This window comes from Pseudomonas sp. (assembly GCF_030147005.1).
Lineage (GTDB): Bacteria > Pseudomonadota > Gammaproteobacteria > Pseudomonadales > Pseudomonadaceae > Aquipseudomonas.
Genome location: NZ_JASLAW010000186.1, coordinates 1 through 13,232 on the forward strand (window position 1 = coordinate 1; position 13,232 = coordinate 13,232).

At 63.2% G+C, this 13,232-nt stretch carries 8 protein-coding genes and 1 pseudogene; 2 read left to right on the forward strand and 7 right to left on the reverse strand.

From position 1 onward, the window contains the following. Window positions 1-124: 124 nt before the first annotated feature. Window positions 125-286 (forward strand): annotated as a pseudogene (locus Q1V60_RS17335) (3'-5' exonuclease); the annotation flags it as partial. Window positions 287-513: 227 nt separating this feature from the next. Here the strand turns inward: Q1V60_RS17335 and Q1V60_RS17340 are convergent. The 7 genes from Q1V60_RS17340 to pilG form a co-directional block, all read right to left on the reverse strand. After that, on the reverse strand, window positions 514-2,169 hold the full coding sequence (locus tag Q1V60_RS17340; RefSeq protein ID WP_300632794.1) for a BCCT family transporter: 1,656 nt from the start codon (window positions 2,167-2,169) through the stop codon (window positions 514-516). A gap of 153 nt (window positions 2,170-2,322) precedes the next feature. Next, window positions 2,323-2,778: a chemotaxis protein CheW gene (locus Q1V60_RS17345; RefSeq protein ID WP_300632781.1), complete on the reverse strand. Its 456-nt coding sequence runs from the start codon at window positions 2,776-2,778 to the stop codon at window positions 2,323-2,325. Then, window positions 2,771-8,584, reverse strand: coding sequence for an Hpt domain-containing protein (locus tag Q1V60_RS17350; protein WP_300632783.1), 5,814 nt, complete (start codon window positions 8,582-8,584; stop codon window positions 2,771-2,773). Before Q1V60_RS17350 ends, Q1V60_RS17345 begins: the two co-directional genes overlap by 8 nt. 68 nt (window positions 8,585-8,652) lie before the next feature. Then, window positions 8,653-10,704 (reverse strand): methyl-accepting chemotaxis protein, encoded by a 2,052-nt coding sequence (locus Q1V60_RS17355; protein WP_300632784.1) that lies wholly within the window; start codon window positions 10,702-10,704, stop codon window positions 8,653-8,655. After that, window positions 10,701-11,225, reverse strand: coding sequence for a chemotaxis protein CheW (locus Q1V60_RS17360; RefSeq protein ID WP_300632786.1), 525 nt, complete (start codon window positions 11,223-11,225; stop codon window positions 10,701-10,703). Before Q1V60_RS17360 ends, Q1V60_RS17355 begins: the two co-directional genes overlap by 4 nt. A 12-nt stretch (window positions 11,226-11,237) precedes the next feature. Continuing rightward, window positions 11,238-11,603 carry a twitching motility response regulator PilH gene (gene pilH / locus Q1V60_RS17365; RefSeq protein ID WP_300632788.1) on the reverse strand — a complete coding sequence of 122 codons (366 nt, stop codon included), beginning with the start codon at window positions 11,601-11,603 and terminating at the stop codon, window positions 11,238-11,240. A gap of 46 nt (window positions 11,604-11,649) precedes the next feature. Further along, entirely contained in the window at window positions 11,650-12,057 is a 408-nt protein-coding gene (gene pilG / locus Q1V60_RS17370) for a twitching motility response regulator PilG (protein WP_300632790.1), read from the reverse strand. Between the two features lie 239 nt (window positions 12,058-12,296). On the opposite strand from pilG, the gene gshB reads away from it, so the two are divergent. Beyond that, window positions 12,297-13,232 (forward strand): glutathione synthase (gshB, locus tag Q1V60_RS17375; protein WP_300632792.1); only part of this gene is annotated, 936 nt, incomplete at its 3' end.

A 13,232-nucleotide genomic window follows, 5' to 3' on the forward strand; every position in this document is an offset into this window, starting at 1 on the left:
AGCATTGTGGGATTGATGCACCGAGCGAAAAAAGTGCGCCCTGGGACGCTGATGCCGATCAGTTAAAAGCTGGCGCGAACAGTGAGTAACCCGTGGCGAGGGAGCTTGCTCCCGCTGGACTGCGCAGCCCTCGATCAGGCTCACCGATAGCCGCGAACGCTATCATCTGCCTCGCTATCACGCCCACCACGCGCTCACGGATGCGCTGGCTGCGGCGGAATTGTTTCAGGCGCAGATCGCCCATCACTACGTGCCGGGCACGCCGATTCAAGCATTGTGGGATTGATGCACCGAGCGAAAAAAGTGCGCCCTGGGACGCTGATGCCGATCAGTTAAAAGCTGGCGCGAACAGTGAGTAACCCGTGGCGAGGGAGCTTGCTCCCGCTGGACTGCGCAGCAGTCCCATTTTCCAGGGCCGCTTCGCGACCCAGCGGGAGCAAGCTCCCTCGCCACGGTGGAGCGCGTGTTATTGACTGAAGGGCATTGGCGCCCTGGGGCGCGCCTTTTTTACGTTCAGGATCGCGGCTCCGACATCAGCCCCTTGACCAGGGAAATGCACCCCAGCATCAGCACGATGGCGAACGGCAAGCCGGTGGAAACCGCCATGGCCTGCAGCGCGACCAGCCCGCCGCCAAGCAACAGGGCAATGGCAATCACGCCTTCGATGACCGCCCAGAACACTCGCTGCGGTACCGGCGCGTCGACCTTGCCGCCGGCCGTGATGGTGTCAATCACCAACGAACCGGAATCCGAAGAGGTAATGAAGAACACGATGACCAGGATAATCCCCAGGAACGAGGTGATTTCCTTGAGCGGCAAATGCCCCAGCATGGCGAACAACTTGAGCTCCAGCACGGCATCCTTGACCCCCATGAACCCTTGCAGCGTGGTCTGGTCGATGGCGGTGCCGCCGAAGGTGGTCATCCACAACACCGAAACCAGCGACGGCACCAGCAGCACCGAGATCAGGAATTCGCGTACGGTGCGGCCACGGCTCACGCGGGCGATGAACATGCCGACAAACGGCGACCAACTGATCCACCAGGCCCAGTAGAACGCAGTCCAGCCTTGGGTGAACTGCGCGTCGGTGCGGCCGAAGGGGTTGGACAGCGCGGGCAAGTACTCGACGTAGGTCACCAGGTTCTTGAAGAACCCGGTGAAGATAGCCAGGGTGGGGCCCACGACGATGATAAACAGCAACAGCAGCAAGGCCAGCCCCATGTTGATCTGGGACAGCATCTTGACGCCCTTGTCGAGGCCGGACAGCACCGACCACAGGGCGATCAGCGTGATGACGACAATCAGCACCACCTTGCTCAGGTTCGTCGACTGAATGCCAAACAGGTATTCGATACCCGCAGCCGCCTGTTCCGCGCCGATCCCCAAGGAGGTCGCAAGGCCGAACAAGGTGGCGAACACCGCCAGGATATCGATGATATGCCCCGGCCAGCCCCACACACGTTCACCCAGCAACGGGTAGAAAATCGAGCGTATCGACAGCGGCAGACCTTTGTTATACGAAAACAGCGCCAGGGACAGCGCGACGATCGCATAGATCGCCCAAGGGTGCAGGCCCCAGTGGAATATGGTCGCGGCCATCGCCAGGTCGGCGGAGGTTTTCATATCCCCGGCGGCACCGCCCAGCGGCGCCCAATCGGTGCGCACGCCATTGGGGTCAAGGGTCACACCGCCCATGGAAGCGGCATAGTGCGACATGGGTTCAGCGACCCCGTAGAACATCAGGCCAATGCCCATGCCGGCGGCAAACAGCATTGAAAACCAGCCCATATACGAATGGTCCGGTTTGGCATCACGGCCGCCGAGGCGAACCTTGCCCAACGGTGAAACGATCAGCACAAGGCACAGCACCACGAAAACGTTGGCCACACTCATGAAGAACCAGGCCAGGTGGCCGGTCAGCCAATTGCGTATCGCGCTGAACAGGGGCTCGACTTCGTTCTGCAAGGCCAGCGTCAGAATGACGAACAGCACGATCGTCGCCGCCGAAATAATGAAGACCTTACCGTGGATATCCAGCGAAAAAGAAAACTCGCCTTTGATGTTGTCTTGTCCGATTACATAATCGGTATCAATCAGGTTGGCGGCCCCGCTTGGAGCAGGAATGCCTTCCTCGCTCGAGGGTTGAGGGTTGGCTGGTAAATCAGCCATAGGTTTTTCAGCCATACAGGCCTCCTTGGAAGTGACGTGCGTTCGCGCGCACTGTTATCTGCTCCGCTGTTCCTATGGTTAACGAGAGACGTTAGGCGCACATCCTACAAGTTTGATGGCATGTATGTGCGAAAACACTGCCCCGCGCACAGTTCAAGCCAGGCCGGACTCGACCAGCAGCGCTTCGAGCCCCATCAAATCCGGCACCTTCGCCACCTGTTCCCCCACCTGCACCGCCGCCAGTTCCAGCGGGCACAGCGGCACATCCACGTAGCTCAACTCGCTGTCGAGTTTGTACGAGCGGGGAATGCCCTGGATCACCAGCGCAATAAACTTCAAGGTCGGCCGCCCGCCCAGTGCGTTCAAGACCACGATCCGCGAACGTTCGCCGGTCACGCCGGCTTCGCCGCACACGGCTTCGAAACTGATCAAGGGGATTTGCCGATCGCGCCAGGTCACTTGGCGCAGGTACCAGGGCGGTGCATCGCTGGCCGGCTCGCCGCGCTGGAAGTCGATCAGCTCGGCGACGGCGACGTTGGGCAGTATCAGGTGCCGATCGGCCAATGGCAGCAGCAGGCCGGTGAGTTGGCTGGCGCGGTGGTCAAGCATGGGGTTTGCTCCAGTACGCGATGCTTTCCAGCAGCACCGACTCTTGGTACGGCTTGCCAAGGTAGTCGTTGACGCCGATGGCCATGGCGCGGTCGCGGTGTTTCTGGCCGGTGCGCGAGGTGATCATGATGATCGGCAGGCGCATCAGGCGCGGGTCGTTACGCACCTGGATCGCCACTTCAAAGCCGTCCATGCGCGGCATTTCAATGTCCAGCAGCATCAGGTCCGGGGTGTGTTCTTCAAGTACGGCCAGGGCGTCGATGCCGTCCTTGGCGGTCAGCACGTTCATGCCGTTGCGCTCCAGCAGGCGGCTGGTGACTTTGCGCACGGTGACCGAATCGTCCACCACCAGCACCAGCAGCGGGCGCTTTTTCAGCGGGCCGTTGAAGCTCGTTGGCGCATCCACCGCCTGCGCCGGTAACGCCGCTGGCCGCGCGCGGATATGCGCCAGCAGGTCGATGATCAGCACCACGCGGCCATCGCCCAGAATCGTCGCGCCGGACACGCCCTGCACTGCCGAAAATTGCGGCCCCAGGCCCTTGACCACGATTTCGCGGGTTCCGGCCATGGCATCCACATGCACCGCCACATGCCGCTCATTGCACTGCACCAGCAACACCGGCACCGGCTGGTACTGGCCGAGCAGTTTGGGGCGGCTGACGGTGTGCAACAGGTCGCCGAGGTAAAACAGTTCGTAGCGTTGGCCGGCATATTCATAGCAGGGCGGATCTTGCTGGTAGTGCCCCGCCAATTCATGGGGCAGCACTCGCACCAGGCCGTCGATGGAATTGAGCGGAATCGCATACTGCTCATCCGCGCATTGCACCATCAGCGCGCGATTGACCGACACGGTAAACGGCAGGCGAATCCTGAAATGCACACCCACGCCCGGGATCGAGTCGATCACCATCGAGCCACCGAGCTGGCGCACTTCCTCGTGCACCACGTCCATGCCCACACCGCGTCCGGAAATCTGGGTGATCTTTTCGGCGGTGGAAAACCCCGGTTGCAGGATGAACTGCAGCACGTCGCGGTCGCTGATCTCCTGATTGGGCGCGAGCAGGCCGCGTTTGATCGCCTTGCGGCGTACGGCTTCGAGGGGCACCCCGGCGCCGTCGTCGCGCATGTCGAAGACGATGTCGCCGCCTTCGTGGGTGAGGTCCAGGGTGATGCGACCTTTCTGCGGTTTACCCGCCCGCAGGCGCACCTCGCGGGACTCAAGGCCATGGTCGACGGCGTTGCGCAGCATGTGTTCCAACGGCGCCGCCATGCGTTCCAGCACGTTGCGGTCCATCTCGCCCTCGGCATTGCCGACCACGAATTCCACGTCCTTGCCCAGCTCGCCGGCCACCTGGCGCACGATGCGCTTGAGGCGCGGCAGCATGCGTTCGAACGGCACCATGCGCGTACGCATCAGGCCTTCTTGCAATTGGGTGTTGATGCGCGCCTGTTGTTGCAGCAGGTCGTGGGCGTCCTGGTTGCGACGCTCAAGGGTTTCCTTGAGGTCGAGCAAATCGGAGGCGGACTCGGACAGCGCGCGGGACAATTGCTGCAAGTGCGAATGGCGGTCCATTTCCAGCGGGTCGAACTCTTCGTAGCCCAAGCGCTCGGCCTCGGCCTGCTGGCGGCTGAAAAGACGGCTCTGGGTTTCGGTGTCGAGGCGGCGCAGTTGGTCGCGCATGCGCTCGATGGTGGTTTCCACTTCCGTGAGCGCAATGCGTGCATCGTTGACCTGCTGCTCGATACGGCCACGGAAGATCGAGGTTTCGCCGGCCAGGTTGACCAGGTCGTCGAGCAGTTCGGCGGATATCTTCACCATGTCGGCGGCCGGCTCGACCACCGCTTCGGCCTTACCCGCCGGCAACACCACCGGCACCACCGGCTCATCGCTTGGGTGCACCAGGCTTTTGATGCGTTCGATCAGCTTGTCCACCGAGCCCACCGGCAAGCCGTCCGCCACCGCGTCGATCATCTGCGCCAGTCGGTCGTGGCAACCTTGCAACAGCGCGAACAGTTCGGGCGACGGCGCGAGCAGCCCCGCGGACAGCCCCTCGTAAAGAAACTCCAGCTCGTGGGCCAAGTCGCCAATCGGGCCGATCTCGACCATGCGTGCGCCACCCTTGAGGGTGTGCAGGTCACGCAGCAAGGTTTCCACTTCCTGGCGGTTGCCGGGCTCGGCCTGCCAGCGCAGTAACGCGCTGCCCGAGCTGTCGAGAATATCGGCGGCTTCCTCGAGGAAAATATCCAACAATTCGGGGTCGGCGCCCGAGGCGTGCGGCGATGCAACCGGCGCCGCCGCAAGGCTGCTCTGGCGCAGTTCGCGCAACCTGGCGACCAGTTCGACACTGCCGCTCAAGGGCTGGTGCTGGTGCAGTTCTTCCAATTGCAAGGCCAAGCGCTCATGGCTGGCCATCAGCACCTGGGACAACTCGGCGGAATAGCTGTAGCGACGGTCTACCAAGCCCTCATAGACGCATTCCAACTCCTGGGCCAAATCACCCACCGCGTCGACTTCGGCCATGCGCGCGCCGCCCTTGAGGGTGTGCAAGTCCCGTTGCAACGAGGACAAGGGCGCCATGCCATCGGGCTCCAGCAACCAGCGCTTGAGAGACTGCCCGGCGCTGTCGAGGATATCCACCGCTTCTTCAAGGAAGACGTCGACGATCTCATCGTCCATCGCCGTGTGCCGGCTCAGTTGCTCGGTCGCAGCGCCCAGCTCGGCGATACGCGGGGCGCGGTCGCCGTCACTTTTGATCAGGCCGGTGGCGGACGGATCAAGGGCGTCATCGAGCAACTCGCGCAGGGCGTGAACCCGTGCCGACGCCGGGCTGATTTCCTGCCCGGCCGCCAGTTGGTCGAGCATGCTGATCAGCGCTTCATGGGCCTGCTCGGCCTCATGGAAAAACCGCTCGCTGACCGCCAGGCTGCTTTCTTCCACCGCGCCATACAGGTCGAGCAAGGCTTCGCACAATTGATCGATAGGGTGCAGGTCGGCAAGGTGCGCGCCCTCTCCCAGTGTGGTCAGTTCGTTCAGCAGCGCGGTCAGTTCCTGGCGCTCGCCGGGGTGTTGCTGCCAGCGGCGCAGCAGGCTTTCGGCGTCGAGCAGGATGTCCATGCCCTGGGCCAGGAAGTTGGTGATCAGGTGCGGATCGCGCTTGATGCGCAGGCCGGTGCCGGGGGCGTTGAGCAGTGCTTCAAGCTGTTGGTCCAACCGGCTTTGGGTGCGCGCGATCAAGTCCGCCGCGCCCTTGATCGGCGCCAGGGGGTCGCTGCCCAGGTCACGCAGCCCGCGCTGGAACACGCCTTCGGCTTCGAGCAACAAGTCGACTTCATCCAAGTCCAGCGGCAGCCGGTGAGCCTTGTATTCGCGGGTGAGGTGGTCGAGCGGGCGGGCCAGTTCGGCGATCGGCAATACGCCGGCCATGTAGGCGCTGCCCTTGAGCGTGTGCAGGGCGCGTTGCAGTTCATCGCTGACCTGCAACGGCACGTGCTCGGCCGCCTGCTGTAGAAAATGGTTCAAGCTGTCCAGATGGCTCTGGGCTTCGTTGCGAAAGATCTCCAGCAGCATCGGGTCGTGAGGTTCGGCAACCGTTGCCGGGGCCCCGCTGGCCAACCCATGGGCGCGGGCAGCGAGGGCGTCGACCTCATCGCGCTGGCGCTGGTCGCCGGTGGCAAAGTCGGCGACCAATTCCGGCAGCAGCGCCACCGCTTCATCCAGCACCTGCTGCACCTCGGGGCCCATGGCAACGCTGCGCTCCAGCACGCGGTTGAGCAGGTTTTCCACGGCCCAGGCCAGCTCGGCCACTACCAGGGCGCGAACCATGCGGCCGCTGCCTTTCAAGGTGTGAAAGGCCCGGCGCATTTCGCTCTGGGCGGTTTTTTCGGTGCTGGCGGGCAGGTAGCGGTGCAGCACTTCGAGGACTTCGTCGGTTTCCTCGAGGAAGACTTCGCGCAACTCGTCGTCAATCGGTTCTTCGTCGTGAGGGGGCGGCAGCAGGCTACCCGGACGCTGCAGGGCCGGAGGGTTGAGGCGCGAGGTGGGATTGGCCAGCGCATCGAATTGAGATTGGCTGGGCGCGGTGTCGCCGGACAAGGCGCCGTCGGGTGCGGCCAATGCCTGGCGCCAGGGTTTTTCAACTGGCAGGTAGCCCAGCGCGCTCAGGGCCTGAGTGGCCAGTTCCAGCACTTTTTCCCCGGCGGCTTCGGGGTCCTGGAGCATGCGCTCCAGGTAGTATTCCAGGCTGCTGATCACGTCGGCGAAATGCGCCAACTGCGCTTCGTCGGGCGCGGTATCGCTGACCATCAACTGTTCATCGACGTAATCGGTGCAACCGCGCATCAGGCTCGCCGCGCGCGGCAGTGGGATCATCGCCAGGGCGCCGCGCACCTGGCTTAACAGCTCCGGCAGGGATTCCAGGCGTTGGCGGTCCCAATCGGCCTCGATGCAGTCGATCACCAATTCCTTGGCCTGGCGCAGGCATTGGCAGGATTCACGGATCACCAATTGGTGGATCTGGGTCAGGTCGGTGGTTGGCAGGCGGGTCTCTTCGCGGCTCTGCGGCTCGACCGTGCCGACCATGCCGGCCAACGTGGCTTCGACGTAAAGCAATGCCCCGGCGACGTCCATCAATACGGCGTCACTGGGCTCGCGCTGGCCCTGCACCAGGCTCAATACTACGGCGAGCTGGTCGATGATGACTTTGCGCGGCTGGCCGAAACCGAGCACCGCCAGGGTGTCGGCGATCTGGCGCAGCGGCGCCAGCAGCGGGTCAAGGTCCTGGGTGTGCTGGCGGTCGCTGCGCACGAACAGATCGAGGCGCTCCTTGACCCGTACCAACTCTTCGCACAATGCGCCGAGCACCGAGCCCATGGCGTTGCGGTCTGCGCCGGCCAGGCGCGCACGCTCGGCATCGACCACGGCGCTGTCGGGCAGGGCTTCATCCAGGCCGTAGCGTTCCTTCAGGCTTTGCATGCGCGGCGTCGGCCGGGTGACTTTGGCGACGTAGAACAGCAGGCTCTTGAGCAACTCATCCGGCGCAGGCTGGTTGACCCCGCCAATGCCCTGGGCCAACAGGCGCTTGAGTTGCTTGCCGCTGGCCTTGAGCAGGCTGCGCAGCGCCGGGCTGTTGGCGATCACCCCAGTGAGCATGCCCTCGACCAGCGCCGAGGCGACCTGCCACAACGGCAACAGCGGCGCGCCCTGGCACAGCGCTTCCAGGCGCGCGAAGACCCGCGCCATGTCTTCAAGGTTACTGGGGCCGTGGTCCTCGCGCAGCAACCCGGCCAGGGCCTGTTGCAGCAGAGCGTGCCATTGACGCAGTTGTTCGTGCATGTCCGGCGGTGTGCGTTGAGCCAACGCCTCATCGGGCAGCGGCGCGATCGTCAACAGCTGCGGGCTGAACAGGCTGGTTTCCGACAGCAGGCTTTCACCCCGGGCGCTGCGCAGGTCGTTGAGCAACGGCAACACCACCAGCGGCAGATCGCGACGGGCGCTGTGCACGCGGTCCAGATACAGCGGCAACTGGCCGAGGGCCTGTTGCAGCAGGCGGATGCTTTCGTCGCGCCGGCCCACTTGCCCGGCCTGCAGTGCCAGGGCCAGGGCTTCGATCTCTTCAGCCAGCAGGGCCGCGCCGTAGAACTCGACCATTTGCAGCGCGCCGTGGACCTGGTGGATACCGGCCAGGCACTCGTCAATGGCGTCGCCGGTTTCAATGTAAGCGTCCAGCGCCGAACGGGCCTGTTTCAGGGTTTCGGCAATGTCGCCCTTGACCCATTCGAGGGCCACGTAGTCGTGCCGATCAACCATAACTGCTCCGCTTTGAATTCATGGGTTGCGTGTCTTGCCGTTCTTTCAAAACCATTGCAGATCGCGGTTCAATCATCGGTCTGCTTAGCTGCCGGCAAGGTGAACCCCGACACCGACCGACGTAACTGACTGGCCATTTTCGCCAGGTTACCGATGCTCTCGGCGGTCGCCGTGGAGCCGGACGACGTCTGCGTTGTGATCTGCTGAATCACATTCATCGTCAGCGAAATCTGCCCGGCTGAAGACGTCTGCTGCTGTGCCGCATTGGAAATGCTCTGGATCAGCGCCGCCAGGGTTTTCGACACCCCTTCGATCTCTTCCAGCGCCACGCCGGCGTCCTGGGCCAGCCGCGCGCCGCGCACCACTTCGATGGTGGTCTGTTCCATGGAAATGACGGCTTCGTTGGTGTCGGCCTGGATCGCCCGCACCAGGGTTTCGATCTGCCGGGTCGCCGCCGACGAACGCTCGGCCAGCCGCTGCACCTCATCGGCCACCACGGCAAAACCGCGCCCGGCATCCCCGGCCATGCTCGCCTGGATGGCCGCGTTGAGGGCGAGGATGTTGGTCTGGTCGGCGATGTCGTCGATCAGGCTGACGATGTCGCCAATTTCCTGGGACGACTCACCCAGGCGCTTGATGCGCTTGGCGGTGTCCTGGATCTGTTCGCGAATGTTGTCCATGCCGTGGATGGTGTTGTGCACCACCTCGTTGCCTTTGTTGGCAATCTCTACCGAACGCTCCGCCACCGCCGAGGACTCGGCGGCGTTGGCCGACACTTGGTCGATGGACTGGGCCATCTGGTTGATCGCAGTGGAGGCCTCGGCGATCTGCTGGGCCTGATGCTCCGAGGCCTGGGCCAGGTGCATGGCGGTGGCCTGGGTATCCTGCACCGCGCCGGCGACTTGCCCGGCGGTGAGGTTGATGGTCGCCACCAGGTCGCGCAGTTGATCCACCGAATAGTTGATCGAGTCGGCAATGGTGCCGGTGAAGTCCTCGGTGACCGAGGCCGTGACGGTAAGGTCGCCGTCGGCCAGGTCTTCGATCTCGTCCAGCAGACGCATGATCGCGTTCTGATTGCGCTCGTTCTTCTCGGCGGTTTCGCGCAGTTGGCGGTTGGTCTCGCGCACCATCACCAGGCCGATCAGGATGATCGAGGCCAGCGCCAGCAGCCCCAGCACATAGCCGCCGAGGGTATCCACATTGCGCCCGCCGGCCAGGTTCTCAAACCCGGTGGCCAGGTGCGAAGCTTCGTCGAGCAGGGTTTGCGACAGGTTGAAAATATTGCTCGCCGAGGCGCGCACCTGGAACAGCTGCGGCGAGGTTTCGAGGATCTCATCCACGGAACCCGAAACGAATTCGAACAGTTCGGCGATCTCCGCTAACCGCGCACGGGCGTCAGGGTCTTCGACCTGGGTGATGCGCAGGCCGGGGTTGCCGTTGAGCATGCCATTGAGCACCACGCCAAAACGATTGGCGTCGCGACCAAAGGCATCGGCGGCCTGCGCGGCGGTTTCGTCGCCGGCGAGCACGGTGTTGACCGCGCCCAGGATGCGCTCCGCCAGCAGCGACTGGCGCTGGGCCAACGCCACCTGGCTGGCGGGGGCGCCGCGCTGGAGCAGGATGTCGACGACTTTTTCCGACTCTATCTGCAACTGCGGCACGGTTTCGGCGAGGGTGGCCGCCACTTGGTGCAACGACAGGACGGTCTGTTCGCTGGCAAGAATGGCGTCGGTGTTTTTCAGCAGGGCTTCCCAGTCGGTCTGCACCGCGCGCATTTCAGCGCGCACGGCACTGGGTGCGGCAGGCAGGCCGGTTTGCGGGTCGCCTTTTTTCAGGTAGCCCCAGCGCTGGGCAAAGTCGTTACGTGCCTCGCCCAGCAATTTGAACGCGGCGGCCTTGCCGGCGGCGGCTTCGGTGGCGTTCTTGGCGATGCGCTGGGACAGCACCCGCAGCTCACCCGCATGGCCGATGTACTGTTTGTCGTAGGTGGACTGGGTGTTGAGGTACGCGAAGTTGGCGAACAGCAGCATGATGAACACGATCAGCGCAATAAACAGCACGATGATCTGCGAGCGGCTGCGCGATGCGGCCTGGGGTTTGGGCGTGGTGACGGTGGTCATGCGGCAACGTCCATGAACCCTGGAGCCTGGGCCAGGGCGAAGGGGCTGAAGACCTGCCACTGCGGGTCGCCCGCGAACTGGCCCTGGATAAACGGCGCGCCGGAGGCGGTACTGGCCATCCACGCGTCGAGTGCGAAATGCTGCATGCCCACCACCTCGTCCACCAGCAACCCGACAAACAGGTCATTGAATTCCACCACCAGCACCCGCCGCTGCTTGCGCGCCTTGGACAGCTCCTGGCCGAGAAACCCGCCCAGGTCCATCACCGGCAACAAGCGCCCGCGCAGGTTGGCCACGCCTTTGACCCAGGGTTTTACCCCGGGTATCAGGGTGCAGCGCGGCTCGTGCAACACCTCGGCGACTTCGCCCATGGGCGCTACATACCAATGCTGCCCCAGGCGAAAACCAATTCCGCTCCAGCGTTGCAGGCGGGTTTCCTGGGACGGCAGGTCGGCGGCCAGCAGGCGGCAGCGGCGGTCGATGTCCAGCAGCAACTCAAAGGCGGTTTGCGACTCGGTCATGATGGCGTGCCGTCAGCCGGCCAGCACCTTGTTCAGCGTGGCGATCAGGGTGTCTTCATCGACCGGCTTGGTCAGGTAGTCCTTGGCACCCTGGCGTTCGCCCCAGATCTTGTCGGTTTCCTGGTCCTTGGTGGTGATGATGATGATCGGGATACCGTTGGTTTCCGGCTCCTTGGACAATTGGCGCGTGGCCTGGAAGCCGTTGAGGCCCGGCATCACGATGTCCATCAGCACCGCGTCGGGTTTTTCCTGGCGGGCCAGGGCCACGCCGTCCGCGCCATTTTCGGCTTTCAACACCTGGTGACCATGCTTTTCCAGCATGCTGGTCAGTTTGTACATTTCGGTCGGCGAATCGTCGACGATCAGAACACGTGCCATGGTTTTCCCCACTACATTGGTCGGCGACGGCCCTTGTGGGGCGGCGTCAGTGTGCTTGTTCTACTGCGGCGAAGGCTGGCACATAGGCCTTGATCGCACCCAGCAGTTCTTCCTTGCTGAAAGGCTTGGTCAAAAACTGATCGACACCCACGGTCCGCCCCTTGGCCTTGTCGAACAGACCGTCCTTGGAGGACAGCATGATCACCGGGATCGACTTGAACGCCGGGTTGTTCTTCACCAGGGCACAGGTCTGGTAGCCATCCAGGCGCGGCATCATGATGTCGACAAAGATAATGTGCGGGTGATGATCCACGATTCGCGCCAGGGCATCGAAACCGTCGATGGCCGTGATGACCTCGCACCCCATGTTCTTCAACAGCGTCTCGGCGGTGCGGCGGATCGTTTTCGAGTCGTCGATCACCATCACTCTCAAGGCGTTGGAATGCTGTTCCATAGTTGCTCTACCATCGCCACAGCGAATCGGTTTTCGGTGTGTACTGCCTGATGTCTCACAGGATGAGCCCCGCAAGCCTTGGAATTCAAGGGCTGCTGCGCCGTGGCAGTCTTTTTAGCACAGTCTCCGGGCGCAATCTATCGAGGCGCCCGCCTGGTGGTTTTTCCTTGACCCACAACAGCCGCAGCGCCACTCTGACGCCACTTTTATGCGCCCTAATTTGCTAGAGGAAATCCCCCATGAGCGTTCGCGTCGGCATTGTCATGGACCCTATCGCCAGCATTTCCTATAAAAAGGACAGCTCGCTGGCCATGCTCCTGGCCGCTCAGGCCCGCGGCTGGACCCTGTTCTATATGGAACAGCGCGACCTTTACCAGGGCGACGGCGAAGCCCGCGCGCGGATGCGCCCGTTGCAGGTATTCGCCAACCCCGAGAAGTGGTTCGAACTGCAGGATGAAATCGACAGCCCCTTGAGCGATCTGGACGTGATCCTGATGCGCAAGGACCCGCCGTTCGACATGGAATTCGTCTACTCCACCTACCTGCTCGAGCAGGCCGAACGCGCCGGCGTGTTGATCGTCAACAAGCCGCAAAGCCTGCGCGACTGCAATGAAAAACTGTTCGCCACGCTGTTCCCGCAGTGCACGCCGCCTACCGTGGTCAGCCGCCGCGCCGACGTGCTGCGCGAGTTCGCCGCCAAGCACGGTGATGTGATCCTCAAGCCGCTGGACGGCATGGGCGGCACCTCGATCTTCCGTCACCGTGCGGGCGATCCCAACCTGTCGGTGATCCTGGAAACCCTGACCGCGCTGGGCACCCAGCAGATCATGGGCCAGGCCTACCTGCCTGCGATCAAGGACGGCGACAAACGCATCCTGATGATCGACGGCGAGCCGGTGGATTATTGCCTGGCGCGCATCCCGGCGGCCGGCGAGACCCGTGGCAACCTGGCGGCCGGTGGTCGTGGTGAGGCGCGGCCGCTGTCGGACAAGGATCGCTGGATCGCCGCTCAAGTCGGCCCGACCCTTCGCGAAAAAGGCCTGCTGTTTGTAGGACTTGACGTAATTGGTGAGCACCTCACCGAAATCAACGTCACCAGCCCGACCTGTATTCGCGAGATTGATAACGCATTTGGCACGAACATCGGCGAAATGCTGATGGCGGCCATTGAGCGA